The organism is Klebsiella pasteurii, assembly GCF_018139045.1.
GTDB lineage: Bacteria > Pseudomonadota > Gammaproteobacteria > Enterobacterales > Enterobacteriaceae > Klebsiella > Klebsiella grimontii.
The window spans coordinates 4,628,191-4,644,766 of the sequence record NZ_CP073236.1 but is presented as its reverse complement, the minus strand read 5'-3'; the positions used below and the strand labels follow the sequence as shown (position 1 = coordinate 4,644,766).

The 16,576-nt window shown below is 55.8% G+C and carries 15 protein-coding genes and 1 rRNA gene; 13 read left to right on the top strand and 3 right to left on the bottom strand.

Going from position 1 to position 16,576, the window contains the following annotated elements:
* The first annotated feature begins 12 nt into the window (after nucleotides 1-12).
* From cutD to trpS, 10 genes are all read left to right on the top strand, one after another.
* Complete coding sequence (gene cutD, locus KCG39_RS21815; RefSeq protein ID WP_142467904.1) at nucleotides 13-960, top strand: choline TMA-lyase-activating enzyme; 948 nt, start codon at nucleotides 13-15, stop codon at nucleotides 958-960.
* Between the two features lie 12 nt (nucleotides 961-972).
* Entirely contained in the window at nucleotides 973-1,401 is a 429-nt protein-coding gene (locus tag KCG39_RS21810) for a BMC domain-containing protein (protein ID WP_142467905.1), read from the top strand.
* Nucleotides 1,398-2,018, top strand: a complete 621-nt coding sequence (locus tag KCG39_RS21805) for a phosphate propanoyltransferase (protein ID WP_014837302.1) — start codon at nucleotides 1,398-1,400, stop codon at nucleotides 2,016-2,018. Before KCG39_RS21810 ends, KCG39_RS21805 begins: the two co-directional genes overlap by 4 nt.
* Nucleotides 2,019-2,030: 12 nt before the next feature.
* The gene (locus KCG39_RS21800) at nucleotides 2,031-2,717 is read left to right on the top strand and encodes a hypothetical protein (protein ID WP_087828893.1); all 687 of its coding nucleotides are present in this window, start codon (nucleotides 2,031-2,033) and stop codon (nucleotides 2,715-2,717) included.
* Between the two features lie 19 nt (nucleotides 2,718-2,736).
* Nucleotides 2,737-3,150: a DMT family transporter gene (locus KCG39_RS21795; protein ID WP_004128458.1), complete on the top strand. Its 414-nt coding sequence runs from the start codon at nucleotides 2,737-2,739 to the stop codon at nucleotides 3,148-3,150.
* Between the two features lie 18 nt (nucleotides 3,151-3,168).
* Nucleotides 3,169-3,498 (top strand): DMT family transporter, encoded by a 330-nt coding sequence (locus tag KCG39_RS21790; RefSeq protein ID WP_004108688.1) that lies wholly within the window; start codon nucleotides 3,169-3,171, stop codon nucleotides 3,496-3,498.
* Nucleotides 3,499-3,739: 241 nt separating this feature from the next.
* Nucleotides 3,740-3,835: a tryptophanase leader peptide gene (tnaC, locus tag KCG39_RS21785; RefSeq protein WP_004098218.1), complete on the top strand. Its 96-nt coding sequence runs from the start codon at nucleotides 3,740-3,742 to the stop codon at nucleotides 3,833-3,835.
* Between the two features lie 122 nt (nucleotides 3,836-3,957).
* Nucleotides 3,958-5,346, top strand: coding sequence for a tryptophanase (gene tnaA / locus KCG39_RS21780; RefSeq protein ID WP_004128455.1), 1,389 nt, complete (start codon nucleotides 3,958-3,960; stop codon nucleotides 5,344-5,346).
* A 333-nt stretch (nucleotides 5,347-5,679) separates the two neighbouring features.
* Nucleotides 5,680-6,936: a tryptophan permease gene (mtr, locus tag KCG39_RS21775; protein WP_004128446.1), complete on the top strand. Its 1,257-nt coding sequence runs from the start codon at nucleotides 5,680-5,682 to the stop codon at nucleotides 6,934-6,936.
* Between the two features lie 206 nt (nucleotides 6,937-7,142).
* Nucleotides 7,143-8,150, top strand: coding sequence for a tryptophan--tRNA ligase (gene trpS / locus KCG39_RS21770; RefSeq protein WP_004128443.1), 1,008 nt, complete (start codon nucleotides 7,143-7,145; stop codon nucleotides 8,148-8,150).
* 151 nt (nucleotides 8,151-8,301) lie between these two features.
* On the opposite strand, the gene KCG39_RS21765 is transcribed toward trpS, so the two are convergent.
* Entirely contained in the window at nucleotides 8,302-9,699 is a 1,398-nt protein-coding gene (locus tag KCG39_RS21765; protein WP_142467906.1) for a GGDEF domain-containing protein, read from the bottom strand.
* A 532-nt stretch (nucleotides 9,700-10,231) separates the two neighbouring features.
* Between KCG39_RS21765 and KCG39_RS21760 the strand changes: the two genes are divergently transcribed.
* Genes KCG39_RS21760 through KCG39_RS21750 form a run of 3 tightly spaced genes read left to right on the top strand, consistent with a single transcriptional unit; the run spans nucleotide 10,232 to nucleotide 15,149 of the window.
* Entirely contained in the window at nucleotides 10,232-11,299 is a 1,068-nt protein-coding gene (locus KCG39_RS21760; protein ID WP_211811472.1) for an HlyD family secretion protein, read from the top strand.
* Nucleotides 11,296-14,025: a ribosome-associated ATPase/putative transporter RbbA gene (rbbA, locus tag KCG39_RS21755; protein WP_004128431.1), complete on the top strand. Its 2,730-nt coding sequence runs from the start codon at nucleotides 11,296-11,298 to the stop codon at nucleotides 14,023-14,025. The genes KCG39_RS21760 and rbbA overlap by 4 nt, the downstream gene beginning before the upstream one ends.
* Nucleotides 14,025-15,149, top strand: a complete 1,125-nt coding sequence (locus tag KCG39_RS21750) for an ABC transporter permease (protein ID WP_004128428.1) — start codon at nucleotides 14,025-14,027, stop codon at nucleotides 15,147-15,149. Before rbbA ends, KCG39_RS21750 begins: the two co-directional genes overlap by 1 nt.
* A gap of 40 nt (nucleotides 15,150-15,189) precedes the next feature.
* Here KCG39_RS21750 and KCG39_RS21745 read toward each other — a convergent pair whose 3' ends face one another.
* Nucleotides 15,190-15,507, bottom strand: a complete 318-nt coding sequence (locus KCG39_RS21745) for a hypothetical protein (RefSeq protein ID WP_004128418.1) — start codon at nucleotides 15,505-15,507, stop codon at nucleotides 15,190-15,192.
* An 859-nt stretch (nucleotides 15,508-16,366) separates the two neighbouring features.
* Nucleotides 16,367-16,482: ribosomal RNA gene (rrf, locus tag KCG39_RS21740) — 5S ribosomal RNA — on the bottom strand.
* Nucleotides 16,483-16,576: the final 94 nt, after the last annotated feature.

Below are 16,576 nucleotides of genomic sequence, written 5' to 3'. Positions count from 1 at the left end.
CTGGAGGTATGTGTGAGCGCAAAACAAGAATTAACCGGGCGAATATTCAATATTCAGAAATATTCGATCTATGACGGCGATGGGATCCGCACGCTGGTTTTTTTCAAAGGCTGCAATATTCGCTGCCCGTGGTGCGCTAACCCGGAAGGGCTGAATAGCCAGTTTCAGGTGATGTTCTCACAGGATAAATGCATTAACTGCGGCGACTGCGTCAACGTCTGCCCGGCGGGAATTCATTATCGGGCGGAAGAAAACGGCGAAATGAAGCATTTCGTCAACCGCAACAAAGACTGTATCGGCTGCCGCAAGTGCGAAGAGATCTGCACCCAGAACGCGCTGGATATTATGGGTAAAGATGTCACCGTCAGCGAGCTGATGGAGATCATCATGCAGGACTACGACTTTTATATCTCCTCCGGCGGCGGCGTCACCATCGGCGGCGGGGAAATGAGCCTGCAGACCGACTTTGCCGTCGCGCTATTTAGCGAATGCAAAAAGATGATGCTCAATACCGCCGTGGAAACGCAGGGCACCACGCCGCTGGCCAATTATCAAAAGCTGGCGCCGGTGACCGACACCTTCTTATTCGATATTAAGCAAATTAACAGCGAGCACCATAAAGCGTTATTTGGCATCGGTAACGAAGGCATTCGCCGCAACCTGGAGTGGCTGGTGGATTCCGGCGCTAACGTCATTATCCGCATGCCGCTGGTTCGCGGCTATAACGACTCGTTCGATGCCATTACCGGGGCCATTGATTATGTACAAAAGCTGGCGAAGCGCGGAAATATCCGCCGCATCGATATGCTGCCGTACCACCAGCTCGGGCGCAAAAAATATGAGCGCCTCGATATGCCCTATCCCATTACCCAGGACCCAACGTATTCCGCCGAGGAGTTAGACCGGCTGGAAATGTTCTTCACGCAGTTTGATTTTGATATTCGCTTAGTCCGCCATTAACAGGAGCCGACAATGAAAAGTTTAGGCGTAATTGAAACGCGAGGGTTAGTTGCCGCCGTTCAGGCCTTGGATGCCGCCTGTAAAAGCGCAGGCGTGTCCTGCATTGGCTACCGCAAAGTCGGTTCGGGGCTAGTGAGCGTCTGCTTTGAAGGGGAGATCAGCGCGATTCACACCGCTATCGAACGCGGCGTGGCCGTCGCCGCGCTCATCGACCCGCAGGTGAAATCCCTGACGATCGCCCGTCCGGAGCGCAGCGTCGTGGACGCCCTCGGCACCCTTAAAGGCCGTCCGCCGCGCGCGGAAGCTGCCGCTGCCGCGCCGCTTGAGGCTGAAGCCGTCGCGCCCGCAGCGGCGGAAACAAGGGAACCCACTGAACCCGCCGCCGCGCCTGCGCCGACGGAAGATAAAAACGCGGCGATGAGGAAAGGGAAGAAGGCATGATCGACACCCTGCTCCATGAAAAAATCGCCGCCCGCCTGAGCCACGTTGCTCCGGCTATCCCGGTCGGCATCTCTAACCGCCACGTCCATCTGGCGCAGCAGGACGTCGAAGCGCTGTTTGGCAAGGGCTACGTCCTGACGCCGTTTAAGCCGCTGCGCCAGCCGGGGCAGTTCGCGGCCCAGGAGTGCGTCACCGTGGTCGGTCCAAAGGGCTCGCTCACCCAGGTGCGCGTCCTCGGCCCAACCCGCCCGGTATCGCAGCTGGAAATCTCCCGCGCCGACTGCTTTACCCTCGGCATCAAAGCGCCGGTTCGCGAATCCGGCCAGTTGGAGAACGCGGGCAGCGCGCTGCTGATCGGCCCGGCAGGCCACGTTGAGCTGCGATCTCAGGTGATCTGCGCCTGGCGGCATATCCATATGTCGCCGCAGGACGCCCGCCAGCTGAACGTCGCCAACGGCCAGAAGGTTAGCGTCCGCAGCGACGGCGAACGCCAGTTGACCTTCGATGAAGTGGTGGTGCGGGTGCGCGAAGACTTCGCGCTGGAGTTTCATATTGATACCGAAGAGGCCAACGCCGCCGGCTTGAAAAACGGCGCGCAGGTCACGCTCATCGGCTAAAGGAGGCTCGCCATGACCGACCAACAGATGGAAGACCTGGTTGAACGCATTATCCAGCGTCTGCGGCCGCCGGTACTGGTGATGGTGACCGCCGCGGCGGGCTACCGGCACGCTATTCGCCAGCGGCTGGCCGGCTGCGGCGAGAGCCTGCACCTGGCGCTGGATAGCGGGATTGGCGACGGCGAGCAGTGGCGGGCTATTGGTAAAACGCTGGCGGCGGCCGACTGGCAACAGGAGCTGCCTTCTGCCTCGTATAAGGCGCTGTTGCTGCCGTTTCTCGACTACCCGCTGGCGGCGGATCTGCTGAAGGGTTCCCTGCACAGTCCCGTTGCCCGCCGCGTGCACGATGCCCTGCTGAGCGGCCTGCCGGTACTGGCGCTGCGCTATCACTGCGATCCCGCCAGCGAGCTTAATCAGCTGCGCGGGGCGCAGCCTGATACCGCTTACGCCGGGCATATGCAGGCCACGCTGGCCCGCCTGGCCGAATGCGGCATCGCGCTGTGCACCATGAACGAATTGCTGGAGAAGCTGGCGTCGGGTCGCGAAGCGGCGGCGCCGTCGGCGAGCAGCCCGCGGCGTTATCTCACTGTCACAGACGTGGTGAATAATCCGGCGCTGGCCTGTGCTCCTGAAGCGCAGTTGACCGATGCCGCTATCGATTTTTTAAAAAACAGAAAAAAAGAACCTTACCTTAAATAGTAAACCCGGAGTTTAACTTATGTCTTCAAAAACAAAGTGTTGGCTATGGATGCTGCTGGTTATCGTTTCCGAAACCTCAGCCACCTCCACCCTCAAAATGTTCGGCAGCAGTGAAGGGATGACCAAAATGCTGCTGCTCGGGCTGCTGGTGCTGCTGTACTGCACCTGCTACTACTCGCTGTCCCGCGCGGTGAAGGATATTCCCGTCGGTCTGGCCTACGCCACCTGGTCCGGTACCGGCATCCTCGTGGTGTCGACCCTGGGAATGGCGTTTTACGGCCAGCACCCGGACACCGCCGCCATTATCGGTATGGCGGTTATCGCCAGCGGGATCGTGATCATGAACCTGTTTTCCAAAATGGGTAGCGAAGAGAGCGAGGAAGCGCCCGCGCAACCAGTCGCTGCATCTCTGGACAAAAAAGTCGCCAACTAACAAAAAAAGGAATTACCTATGTTTAACCTCGGATTTTTATGGCTGGCGCTGTCTATCGGCTCCGAAATCACCGGCACATCGATGATCAAAAAGACCAACGGCTTCAGCAAGCTGGCGCCGTCGGTGCTGGTGGTCTGCGCCTACGGCCTGTGCTACTTCGCCCTCACCCGCGCGATGAGCACTATTCCGGTCGGCGTCGCCTACTCGCTGTGGTGCGGTTTTGGCATCGTCGGCGTCACGATTTGCTCAATGATCCTTTATAAGCAAAAACCGGATATCCCGGCCATTCTCGCCATGGTGCTGATCATCTCCGGCGGCATCATTATGAACGTCTTCTCCAGCATGTAAGTCCCGCCTGCGCCTTCATTGATTGCGGTGAAGGCGCTAATAACCTCACTCAATAAGCCATTATTGGCGTAATAAAAAAACAAAAAACCATCGCCTGCTAATCAATAACGCTAAAAAGACGACGAGCGTCAAATTTTTATACTCCGCTTATCGATAAATAATTTTTTGTGATTTTAATCGTGGTTATTTTCTCATTTTACCTTATTTTTATGGCATCCCTTCACCCACAGAGGACGATGTCATGACGCAAAAATCGATTTATCGCCTCATTGCCCAGGGCGGCCTGGACGACTGGTATAATTTAGATCACCGCATCTCCAACGACTTCCCTCGTTAATTCTCCGCTGCTGTTCATTCCCTAAAAAATTAATTCAGCACTGCGTTTAGTCGCTATTTGTTGCGTCTGTTATTTGTCGCCAAATAGCCAAACGCGGCACAGCATTCCCATGGAGAAAATAAATGAAACGTATTCCTGAGCCGTTCCGCATTAAAATGGTCGAAAACATTCGTATGACTACCTTTGACGATCGCGTCAAAGCGCTGGAAGAGGCGGGCTATAACCCGTTTTTGCTCAACAGCCAGGACGTGTATATCGACCTGCTGACCGACTCCGGCACCGGCGCGATGAGCGACCATCAGTGGGCCGGGCTGATGATGGGCGACGAAGCCTACGCCGGGTCGCGTAACTATCAGCATCTGTGCGAAAAGGTCAAAGAGATTATCGGCTATCCATATACCATTCCTACCCATCAGGGGCGCGGCGCGGAGCAGATTCTGTTCCCGAGCCTGATTGCTCGCCGCAAGTCGGCGCATCCGGTGTTTATTTCCAACTTCCACTTCGATACCACCGCCGCGCACGTGGAGCTCAACGGCGCGAAAGCCATTAACGTGGTGACGCCGAAAGCCTTCGACACTACCTCGTGGTACGACTGGAAAGGCAACTTTGATATTGATTTGCTCAAAGCGACCATCGCCGAACACGGCGCGGAAAACGTGGCGGCGATTATTACCACCGTCACCTGTAACAGCTCCGGCGGCCAACCGGTATCGCTGGCGAATATGCGCGAGGTGTATCAGATTGCCCGCCAGAATAATATTCCGGTGGTGATCGACTCCGCCCGCTTCTGCGAAAACGCCTGGTTTATTAAACAGCGCGAAGAGGGCTACGCCGATAAATCGGTGAAAGAGATTATTCTTGAGATGTACCAGTACGGCGATATGCTGACCATGTCCGCCAAGAAAGACCCGATGGTGAATATCGGCGGACTCTGCTGCTTCCGCGATGACGAAGATCTCTTCAACGAAGTGCGCATCCGCTGCGTGCCGATGGAGGGCTTTGTCACCTACGGCGGCCTGGCGGGGCGCGATATGGAGGCGTTGGCTATCGGCCTGGAAGAAGGGACCAACGAGGATTACCTCGCTTATCGCATCAATCAGGTGGAATACCTCGGCGAACGCCTGCGCGAAGGCGGCATTCCGATTCAGTATCCGACCGGCGGCCATGCGGTGTTCGTCGATGCTAAGCTGCTGCTGCCGCATATCCCACCGGAGCAGTTCCCGGCGCACGCGCTAAACAACGAGCTGTATCTGGAAGCGGGCATCCGCAGCGTGGAAATCGGCTCCCTGCTGCTGGGCCGCGACCCGCAAACCGGCAAACAGAAGGCGTCGCCGATGGAGCTGCTGCGCCTGACCATTCCGCGCCGGGTTTATACCAACGATCATATGGACTATATCGCTGATGCGCTGATCGCCGTTAAGGCCCGCGCCGCCACGATTAAGGGTCTGACCTTTACCTATGAGCCGCCGGTACTGCGCCACTTTGTCGCCAGACTGAAACCGGTGAAATAAATAACGTCCTGGCGCTCTCGCAACGGGAGCGCCATTAATTTAAATCCATCTCTTTAAGCTCAATCATTCGGGTTGCGCCGGGTAGCCGTTTGCCCGCAGCCGTTATCTGTACCCTAAATAATTCGAGTTGCAGAAAGGCGGCAAGAGAGGGACAAATTCGTCGGGAACGAATTTGACCAGCCGAAGGCTGGCCTCCGGTGAGAGGCAGGAGCCTCTCATTAATCCCCAGGAGCTTACTGAGGTAAGTGACTGGGGTGAGTGAACGCAGCCAACACATCTGCAACTTGAAGTATGACGGGTATAATAATTATAGCCACGTGAGGAATGCACCTTATGGCTACACTATCAGTCTCAAAAGCGGTCTCAACAAATACGCCATCGCTGATTGGCGGAGCGATGATTATCGGCGGCACGATTATTGGCGCCGGCATGTTTTCTTTACCGGTGGTGATGTCCGGTGCCTGGTTTTTCTGGTCGCTGTTGGCGCTCATTTTTACCTGGTTTTGCATGCTGCACTCCGGGTTAATGATCCTCGAAGCCAATCTCAATTATCATATTGGCGCCAGCTTCGACACGATTACCAAGGATTTACTCGGAAACGGCTGGAATATTATTAACGGCCTGACCGTCGCCTTTGTTTTATATATCCTGACCTACGCCTATATTTCCGCCAGCGGTTCTGTTATTCAGCATACTTTTGCGCAGATGAACCTCGCGGTTCCCGCACGCCTGGGCGGACTGGCGTTCGCGCTGGTGGTCGCCTTTATCGTCTGGCTGAGTACGAAAGCGGTAAGCCGGATGACGACTATTGTGCTGGGCGCCAAAATCCTCACCTTCTTTATGACCTTCGGCGGCCTGATGTGGCACGTGGAACCCGCGATTCTGTTTAACCGCTCAGAAGCCAACGCGTCATATTTGCCCTACGTGCTGATGACGCTACCGTTCTGTCTCGCCTCATTTGGCTATCACGGTAACGTCCCCAGCCTGATGAAGTATTACGGTAAAGATCCGCTAATCATTCGTCGCTGCCTGCTGCTTGGCACGCTGATGGCGCTGGTGCTATATATCATCTGGCTGGTCGGCACCATGGGTAATATCCCGCGCCCGGCGTTTATTGCTATCGCCGAAAAAGGCGGCAATATCGACGTGCTGGTACAGACCTTAAGCGGCCTGCTGAACAGTTCGACCCTGGACTTACTGCTGACGGTCTTTTCCAACTTCGCCGTCGCCAGCTCGTTCCTGGGCGTCACGCTCGGCCTGTTTGATTATCTGGCGGATCTGTTTAAGTTTGACGATAGCCGGCTGGGGCGGTTTAAAACCGCGCTGGTGACCTTTCTGCCGCCGATCGCCGGCGGGCTGCTGTGGCCTAACGGTTTTATCTACGCCATTGGTTTCGCCGGTCTCGCCGCCACCGTCTGGGCCGCTATCGTCCCCGCCCTGCTGGCGCGCGCCTCGCGCAGGCGTTTCGGCAGCCCGAACTATCGGGTCTGGGGCGGCAATGCCATGATTATCCTGATTTTGTGCTTCGGCGGCGCCAACGCAATAATTCATATTTTATCCAGCTTTAACCTGCTGCCGGTTTATCGCTGAATGAAAAAGGGCTTTTACTGCCGCGGCTTTTCGTGGCAGGATAAAAAGATGAACAGAAACGTTGTCATCTCTCACCTCCGCCGTTGGTGGCTGCCTGCATAACAGGCGGCAAGATTTGACGTTTCCTCTATTCAAAGCCGCCGGAAGGCGGCTTTGTTGTTTCTGAGTGTCGCCCTTCGGCCTGATAGCATCCTAAGGAGTCACTCATGAACACCAGCCAAACGATCCTGACCGGCGACCGTCCTACCGGCCAGCTGCACCTCGGCCACTACGTCGGTTCCCTGCGCCAGCGCGTGCTGCTCCAGCACGACCACCAGCAGTTTATCCTCGTCGCGGATCTCCAGGGTCTGACCGACAACGGCAGCAACCCGCAAAAAATCAGCAGCAATATCCTTGAGGTGATGGCTGATTATCTCGCCGTAGGCATCGATCCGCAGAAGACCACCATTTGCCTGCAATCCGCCCTGCCGGCGCTGGCCGAACTCAGCGCGCTGTATATGAATATTGTCACCGTCGCCCGGGTTGAACGTAATCCGACGGTAAAAAATGAAATCGCCCAGAAGGGGTTTTCCCGCTCGCTGCCGGTGGGCTTTTTAGCCTATCCCATAAGCCAGGCCGCCGATATCACCGCCTTTAAGGCCGAACTGGTGCCGGTCGGCGACGATCAGCTACCGATGATTGAACAGACCAATGAGATCGTGCACAAAATGAATAGCCTGACCACGACGCCGATCTTACAGCACTGCAAAGCGCTGCTCAGCGACGTCAGCCGCCTGCCGGGCATCGATGGCAATGCCAAAATGTCGAAATCGCTGGGGAACACCCTCACCCTTTCGGCCAGTGAAGAGGAGATCCATCGTGCGGTCAGCGCCATGTATACCGACCCAAATCACCTGCGGGTCGCCGACCCGGGTCAGGTAGAAGGCAACGTGGTCTTCACTTATCTCGACGCCTTTCATGCTGATAAGGCTTTCGTTGCCGATATGAAAGCCCACTATCGGCGCGGAGGACTGGGAGACAGGCAGTGTAAAAACGCGCTGGAGACCTGCTTACAGGAGCTGCTGGCGCCAATACGCGAACGCCGGGCGACCTATATTCAGGATAAAGGCATGCTGCTGACGCTGCTGCGCCGGGGAAGCGAGCGAGCGCACGAACTGACACAACGGACGCTGCATGAAGTGAAGCGTGGCCTGGGGCTGCCGGTGCTGTTTTGAGGCGCGGAGATCTCGCCGCATTGAAATCCGCTGCCACATCTCTCCCGGGGGCGGCGCTTGGCGCGCCTTGCCCGGGCTACATGTTCACAGCCGTCTGCGATCCGGTAGCCCGGACAGGCGCAGCGCGCCGCCTCCGGGATGGGCCGTCAGCTTAATTTCCGTCGCTTTCATGCATTTTCACGCAGTTGCGCCCATCGCGCTTGGCGACGTACAGCGCGCTGTCGGCATCGCGCAGCAGCAGATTGTAATCCGGATGACCGGTGTGGACGGCGTAGCCGATGCTGGCGGTAATCGAAATCTCATTGTCAGCGCCAACGCTAAACGCCAGTTGGCTGATTTTTTTACGCAGCCGTTCAAGGATAGTAAAAGCTTCCGCCGCGCCGGTCTCCACCAGCACCAGCAGAAACTCCTCGCCGCCGTAGCGGAAGATATAATCGCTGGAACGAATGTTATCGCTGAGCAACTCCGCAACATGCTTGATGGCCCGATCACCGACCATATGACCCCAGCTATCATTGATCTCTTTAAAGTGGTCGATATCGATAATCGCCACCGTCATCGGCAGCTCATACTCCATCGCCAGCGTCACTTCATGCTTGAGGACAACCGGCAGATAGCGACGGTTCAGCAGGCTGGTCAGCGAATCCTTACCGCTTTGCATCTGCGACAGGCTGCTAAAGAGTACCCCCAGCTGGCTGCCGATCTGCTGGCAATGGATATGAATCCCCTGCAGCAGAGCCTGCGTATTTTTATACTCAGAACCGTCAGAGGAGGATTTCCAGGCGGATAACAGCGCATCCACCTTGCTAATTAAATCGGCGATCTCCTCCATTTGCGGATTTTTGTTAAAATAACGCACGCATTTATGGCGGAACCACAGACCAAATTCCGAATCAGATAATAACGCGCCGTTAATATCTGTCTTATTATCGCTAACGATATTAAAAATAGCGGTATTTTCCCAACCGGAGAGCGAGGCCTGCTGCTTGCCATATTCCAGCGGAACGTTATCCATCAGGCTATACAGGCGGTAGGCTTCTTCATTTTTTGTCGCCCGATAGTGCGACAAAGTATAGGCATGACACATCATCTCTACCGCCATGTTAATGGCCATGATGGCGTAGTAGATGGCGGCGACGCTGGTTTCGCGATCGAGGTGACTATCGCGGATATTTTCAATCAGCCCGGCTTTCAGCTGGCGCGCGCCGCGAAGCACGGCCTCTGCCGGGATACCGATACGCGAATGGATGCTGCCGATCAGGTACTGCCGCTCCGCCATCGCCTGCAAATTCTCTTTCTCACACATCAGGATATCTTTCACCCACCCGGCCAGCGAGCTACTGAGCCGCTCCTGGACTAAATCATAGGTAAGATGCCTGGCGATATCCGGGTCCTGAAAAATAAAGTCATAGAAACGGGTCGCTAACGCCTCCGCCTGCTGCCCGGCGATATTTTTAAGTACCGCCTTCACCTCCGGCGTCAGGCTGTCGTACAGCGGCAACCATTCCTTAAAAATAATTGAGATATATTTTTGGCTTTCATCTTTCATTGAATAAAGCGCTCGCCTGGCGTGAGTGTATTTTCAGGGCCGGAGATCATACAACAGTTCTCCTGGAGCAACCAGATTAAAAATGCGCCAGTTCCCTACCAATAATATCCTCAGGTTATTAGCGTTGTGCGATAGCTTATAAGTATGATGATTTAATGAAGCACTATGAGATTGTACGAGCGAGTGCCCGAAGCATTAAACCCAAATAGTATTATGGGTAATATTGGCATATCGGTTCGCGGCTGTTTTTATGTTAACCCTGCGACAAGTCCATGTTTTCCATATGGACATAATTAGTGCGGGTGTTAGTATTGCATTGACGGTAGCAATAAATATGCGTGTTTCATTTAAGGCGAGGATTGCTGATGATGACCACATTAATCGCACCTCTTTCCGACCGGTTCGCCGCGCAGCAGGATTCACGCGCCGGTTGGCCTTGCCCCCCCATTCCTCCCTTTCCTGAAGAGACGATACTTCGCCACGCGGAGGAGAAGCGCGCACCACTCAGCCTATGGAACAAAGCGAGTCGCATATGGACAAAATCAAACGACGTTGGGTTGGATACGTTATTGGTTTACTGGTGGTGATTGCCGCAGCGGCATGGTGGATGCTGCGCCCGCCGGGAATTCCGGCGGGCTTTGCCAGCAGTAACGGCAGAATTGAAGCTACGGAAGTCGATATCGCCACCAAAACCGCCGGGCGTATCGAGACGATACTGGTCAAGGAGGGGCAGTTTGTTCACCAGGGTGACGTTCTGGCCCGCATGGATACCCGCGTGCTCAACGAACAACGGCTGGAAGCCACCGCGCAAATCAAGGAAGCAGAGAGCGCGATTGCCGCCGCGAAAGCCCTGCTCGACCAGCGCCAAAGCGAAATGCGCGCTACGGAAGCGGTAGTGAAGCAGCGGCAGGCGGAGCTGAACTCCTCGGCTAAACGACACGTCCGCTCCAGCACGCTCTCGCAGCGCGGCGCGGTCTCCGCGCAGCAGCTGGATGACGACCAGGCGGCGGCAGAAAGCGCCAGAGCGGCGCTGGAATCCGCCAAAGCGCAGGTCTCTGCCGCCAGGGCCGCAATTGAGGCGGCGCGAACCAGCATCATTCAGGCGCAAACCCGGGTCGAGGCCGCCCAGGCGACCGAACGGCGGATTATCGCCGATATCGACGATAGCGAGCTGAAAGCCCCGCGCGATGGCCGCATTCAGTACCGCGTCGCCGAACCGGGAGAGGTGCTGGCGGCGGGCGGCCGGGTGCTGAATATGGTCGACTTATCCGATGTCTATATGACCTTCTTCCTGCCTACCGAGCAGGCGGGTCTGCTGGCGCTGGGCAGCGAAGCGCGAATTATCCTTGATGCCGCGCCGAATCTGGTGATCCCCGCCAATATCAGTTTTGTCGCCAGCGTGGCGCAGTTTACGCCTAAAACGGTGGAAACCAGCGACGAAAGGCTGAAACTGATGTTCCGCGTGAAAGCCCGCATTCCGCCAGCGCTGCTGGCGGAGCATCTGGAGTATGTGAAGACCGGCCTGCCCGGGATGGCCTGGGTTCGTCTGGATAACCAGCTGGCGTGGCCTGAAGCGCTGACGGTGAGGCTACCGCAATGAAAACCGTCGCCCGCCTGGAAAACGTTAGCCAGCGCTTTGGCGCAACCGTCGCGCTGAAGGACATTACGCTGAGCATTCCCGCCCGCCGTATGGTAGGGCTGATCGGGCCCGATGGCGTGGGCAAGTCCAGCCTGCTCTCGCTGATTTCCGGCGCGCGCGTGATTGAGCGCGGTAACGTCATGGTGCTCGGCGGCGATATGAGCGATGTGCGCCATCGCCAGGATGTCTGCCCGAAAATCGCCTGGATGCCCCAGGGGCTGGGGAAGAACCTCTACCACACTCTGTCGGTCTATGAAAACGTCGATTTCTTCGCCCGTCTGTTCGGCCATGATAAAGCCGAACGCGACATCCGCATCAATGAGCTGCTCCAGAGTACCGGCCTGGCGCCGTTTCGCGATCGTCCGGCAGGAAAACTCTCCGGGGGGATGAAACAAAAGCTCGGCCTGTGCTGCGCGCTTATTCACGACCCGCAGCTGCTGATCCTCGATGAACCCACCACCGGCGTCGATCCCCTCTCGCGGGCGCAGTTTTGGGATCTGATCGACAACATCCGCCAGCGTCAGCCGGAGATGAGCGTCCTGGTCGCCACCGCTTACATGGAGGAGGCGGAGCGCTTTGACTGGCTGGTAGCCATGAACGCGGGGGAAGTTCTGGCGACCGGCAGCGCCGATGAGCTTAAAGCGCACACGGCGAGTCAGACGCTGGAGCAGGCATTTATCGCCCTGCTACCCGAAGCTCAGCGCCTGGCGCATAAAGAGGTGATCATCCCGCCGCGCCAGGCCGATGAAAGCGAAATTGCGATTGAAGCGCGCGGGCTCACCATGCGCTTCGGTAATTTTGTCGCCGTTGACCACGTGAACTTTCGTATCGCCCGCGGCGAGATTTTCGGCTTCCTCGGCTCTAACGGCTGCGGCAAATCAACGACCATGAAAATGCTGACCGGGTTGCTACCGGCCAGCGAAGGCGAGGCGTGGCTGTTTGGCCAACCGGTCGACCCCAGGGACATCGAAACCCGCCGCCGCGTCGGCTATATGTCGCAGGCCTTTTCCCTCTATAGCGAACTGACCGTGCGGCAAAACCTCGAACTGCATGCCCGCCTGTTCCATATACCGGATGCGGAGATCCCCGGACGGATCGCCGAAATGAGCCAGCGCTTTATGCTGGAAGAGGTTGAGGACACCCTGCCCGCTTCGCTGCCGCTAGGTATCCGCCAGCGGCTCTCGCTGGCGGTCGCGGTGATCCACCGCCCGGAAATGTTAATCCTTGATGAACCCACCTCCGGCGTCGATCCGGTGGCCCGGGATATGTTCTGGCAGCTAATGGTCGATCTGGCCCGTCAGGACCGGGTGACGATTTTTATCTCCACCCATTTTATGAATGAAGCGGAGCGTTGCGATCGCATTTCGCTGATGCATGCCGGAAAAGTGCTGGCCAGCGATACGCCGCAGGCGCTGGTCGAACAGCGCGGATCGGCCAACCTTGAAGAGGCGTTTATTGCCTGGCTACAGGAAGCAGCGGATACCGCCCAGCCGCCTGATGCGCAGGCTGCACCGGTTCCCGCGATAGAACACAAAGCCGAAAGCGTGGCGCCGCGCCAGGGGTTTAGCCTGCAGCGCCTGTTTAGCTACAGTCGCCGCGAAGCGCTTGAGCTGCGCCGCGATCCGGTGCGATCGACCCTGGCCCTGCTCGGCACCGTGATCCTGATGTTTATCATGGGCTACGGGATCAGTATGGACGTCGAAGATCTGCGGTTTGCGGTGCTCGACCGCGACCAGACCGTCAGCAGCCAGGCCTGGTCGCAAAATATCGCCGGTTCGCGCTACTTCATCGAACAACCGCCGCTGCAAAGCTATAGCGAACTGGACAGAAGAATGCGTAACGGCGAGCTGGCGGTGGCTATCGAAATTCCGCCTAATTTTGGCCGTGATATCGCCAGGGGAACGCCGGTGCAAATTGGCGTATGGGTGGACGGCGCGATGCCGAACCGCGCGGAAACGGTGCGCGGCTACGTGCAGGCCATGCATCTGGCCTGGCTGCAGGAGATGGCCGGTCGCCAGGCCAGCCCCAATCGCGATACATCACTGATTTCCATCGAGACCCGCTACCGCTATAACCCGGATGTGAAGAGCCTGCCGGCAATCGTCCCGGCGGTAATTCCGCTGCTGTTGATGATGATCCCGGCGATGCTCAGCGCGCTTAGCGTGGTCCGCGAGAAAGAGCTCGGCTCAATTATCAATTTGTACGTGACGCCAACCACCCGCAGCGAATTTCTGCTGGGTAAACAGGTGCCGTATATCGTGCTGGGGATGTTCAACTTCTTCCTGCTCTGCGCGCTGTCGGTCTTTGTTTTTGGCGTACCGCACAAAGGGAGTTTTCTGACGCTCACCCTCGCCGCGCTGCTCTACGTCACTATCGCCACCGGGCTTGGCCTGCTGATCTCCACCTTTATGAAAAGCCAGATTGCGGCGATTTTCGGCACCGCGATCATTACGCTTATCCCGGCGACGCAGTTCTCGGGAATGATCGATCCCGTTGCCTCGCTGGAAGGGCCCGGCCGCTGGATTGGCCAGATTTATCCAACCAGCCACTTTCTGACCATCGCGCGCGGAACGTTCTCCAAAGCGCTGAATCTGACGGATTTGTGGGGATCCTTTATTCCGCTGCTTATCGCAGTTCCGCTGGTGCTGGGCCTGAGCGTGTGGCTGTTGAAAAAACAGGAGGGATAATGCGCGGATTACGCAATATTTATAATTTGGGGATGAAAGAGCTACGCAGCCTGCTGGGCGATAAAGCGATGCTGACGTTAATTGTCTTTGCTTTTACCGTCTCGGTGTACTCCTCCGCGACCGTCATGCCGGGTTCGCTGCATCTGGCGCCCATCGCTATTGCCGACATGGATAAGTCGCAGCTCTCATCGCGCATTATCAATGGGTTTTACCGGCCCTGGTTTTTGCCGCCGGCGCTGATCACCGCTGATGAGATGGATGCCGGGCTGGATGCGGGACGCTATACTTTCGCCATCAATATTCCGCCGGGTTTCCAGCACGACGTTCTGGCCGGACGCCAGCCCGAGCTGCAGGTTAACGTCGACGCGACGCGAATGAGCCAGGCGTTTACCGGCAATAGCTATATCCAGAATATCGTCACCGGCGAGGTGAACAGCTTTGTCGCCCGCTACCGGGACAACGGCACGCTGCCGGTTGAGCTGGCCGTCAGAATGCGTTTTAACCCGAACCTGGAACAGGAGCGTTTTGGCGCCGTCATGGCAATTATCAATAATATCACCATGCTGGCGATCGTGCTGACCGGTTCGGCGCTGATACGTGAGCGGGAACATGGCACCATAGAGCACCTGCTGGTTATGCCGGTCACGCCGTTTGAGATCATGATGGCGAAGATATGGTCAATGGGGCTGGTGGTGCTGGTGGTTTCCGGACTCTCCCTGATCTTGATGGTTCAGGGTGTATTGCAAGTACCGATAGAGGGCTCGATATCGCTCTTTATGCTTGGGGTGGCCCTGAGCCTGTTTGCCACCACCTCGATCGGCATTTTTATGGGTACGGTGGCGCGTTCCATGCCGCAGCTGGGGCTGCTGATGATTCTGGTGCTGTTGCCGCTGCAGATGCTTTCCGGCGGCTCGACGCCACGGGAAAGTATGCCGCAGGCTGTACAGGATATTATGCTCACCATGCCGACAACCCACTTTGTCAGTCTGGCGCAGGCCATTCTTTATCGCGGCGCGGATTTCTCGATCGTCTGGCCGCAGTTTCTGACGCTGCTAGCTATCGGTGGGGTGTTTTTTACTGTCGCGCTACTGCGTTTTCGTAAAACGATCGGTGAGATGGCCTGAGTCAATGCCGGTGCCGCTCCCTGTGGTCGCAGCATCGGCGTTATTTATTTCGATTCATAAAGCGCCGCAGAGCCCAGGTGAACCCCATCGCCATGCTGAACAGGATAAACAGCAGCAGCACCCAGCTGACGGAAATTCTCAGTAGCGCGCTTAGCGTCATAAGTGGCTGAAGATAGACGGTAAAGGAGTGTTCGGTAGGCTTTCCGAGCAGAACCATCAGCCCATCTGTTAACCAGACAAGCGCCCGACATACCAGCCAGATGATCGCCGGCCAGCAGAGCAAGACCAGAAAGGTAAAACGCTCCCGGATATAATTTATTGGTTGGCGCAGAGGAGGCCAGTTAATCAGAAATTTCATTTATATTCTCATATTGCCAGCCGGTAACATGCACTATTCGTCAAAAGACGTTACCGGGTTAGCTTCCATACAGGCAATGCACCCTATGTTTTTAGCAAATTTGAATTAACTTAAACCAGATCGAGTTAACAAAGTGTTAAGGACACTAAGTCATTTCGCAGAAAAAGTCCAGCTGTTATGCCTGCTTCCCGGCATGATAAGGGGGTTTCGTATCTATTTGTTAACCTGATTACATTAGAGTAACTTAAGAATTAAACCGGAAATATTCTTAATATAATTCACATTAAATATTAAGAGACGAGTTTATATATATTTTTATTTTCATATAAAACATACATCCTAAGAAACACCTCCTTCATAAGGTTATTTTATTGAGAAAATAAATCCTTTGCAGGTTATTTCTCAATAAAAAAACAGGCTTAAAAGGGCACTATTTTCTCCTTCACCGCAGCTGATAATCATTTCCTCTAACGACTCGCCTCAATATTCAGCGTTCTTGTTCCAAGTCCAGATCAGACAGGAAAACCACTTCAATTTCATTGCGATATAAATCAATATTGTTTTAATACGGCGGATACCTCATCACAATAGCCGTTCGGCTGACACGTTCAGTAATGTTAGGTATTGCTGTATCAGCTGCTGAAACGGCCGAACTCATCCTATAAGGTAAACTAAAGGAACAGCCCGCTGCGTCACTTTCATGCGTTAGCGACGCTTTAACCGGAGGGAGGGCGTATGACAGGCTTCAGGCTGGAAAACATGAATGCTGTCGGTAACGTGATACAACTCTGGCGTTAGTTCTCAGGCCACAAAAACGCAAAAAGCCCATCCGTCAGGATGGGCTCTTCACGTGTTTGATGCCTGGCAGTTCCCTACTCTCACATGGGGAGACCCCACACTACCATCGGCGCTACGGCGTTTCACTTCTGAGTTCGGCATGGGGTCAGGTGGGACCACCGCGCTATCGCCGCCAGGCAAATTCTGTTGTCAGAAACGAATCTTTTACACCGATGCTGCGTTGGCTGCATTCGTAAAGTCAGTCACATACCTCAGTATGCTCCTTCCTTTA

Excerpts from the sequence above, each read along its gene's own strand:
- KCG39_RS21810 (WP_142467905.1), top strand. The coding sequence starts at position 973 with ATGAAAAGTTTAGGCGTAATTGAAACGCGAGGGTTAGTTGCCGCCGTT.
- KCG39_RS21805 (WP_014837302.1), top strand. The coding sequence starts at position 1,398 with ATGATCGACACCCTGCTCCATGAAAAAATCGCCGCCCGCCTGAGCCAC.
- KCG39_RS21800 (WP_087828893.1), top strand. The coding sequence starts at position 2,031 with ATGACCGACCAACAGATGGAAGACCTGGTTGAACGCATTATCCAGCGT.
- KCG39_RS21795 (WP_004128458.1), top strand. The coding sequence starts at position 2,737 with ATGTCTTCAAAAACAAAGTGTTGGCTATGGATGCTGCTGGTTATCGTT.
- KCG39_RS21790 (WP_004108688.1), top strand. The coding sequence starts at position 3,169 with ATGTTTAACCTCGGATTTTTATGGCTGGCGCTGTCTATCGGCTCCGAA.
- tnaC (WP_004098218.1), top strand. The coding sequence starts at position 3,740 with ATGACGCAAAAATCGATTTATCGCCTCATTGCCCAGGGCGGCCTGGAC.
- tnaA (WP_004128455.1), top strand. The coding sequence starts at position 3,958 with ATGAAACGTATTCCTGAGCCGTTCCGCATTAAAATGGTCGAAAACATT.
- mtr (WP_004128446.1), top strand. The coding sequence starts at position 5,680 with ATGGCTACACTATCAGTCTCAAAAGCGGTCTCAACAAATACGCCATCG.
- trpS (WP_004128443.1), top strand. The coding sequence starts at position 7,143 with ATGAACACCAGCCAAACGATCCTGACCGGCGACCGTCCTACCGGCCAG.
- KCG39_RS21765 (WP_142467906.1), bottom strand. The coding sequence starts at position 9,699 with ATGAAAGATGAAAGCCAAAAATATATCTCAATTATTTTTAAGGAATGG.
- KCG39_RS21760 (WP_211811472.1), top strand. The coding sequence starts at position 10,232 with ATGGACAAAATCAAACGACGTTGGGTTGGATACGTTATTGGTTTACTG.
- rbbA (WP_004128431.1), top strand. The coding sequence starts at position 11,296 with ATGAAAACCGTCGCCCGCCTGGAAAACGTTAGCCAGCGCTTTGGCGCA.
- KCG39_RS21750 (WP_004128428.1), top strand. The coding sequence starts at position 14,025 with ATGCGCGGATTACGCAATATTTATAATTTGGGGATGAAAGAGCTACGC.
- KCG39_RS21745 (WP_004128418.1), bottom strand. The coding sequence starts at position 15,507 with ATGAAATTTCTGATTAACTGGCCTCCTCTGCGCCAACCAATAAATTAT.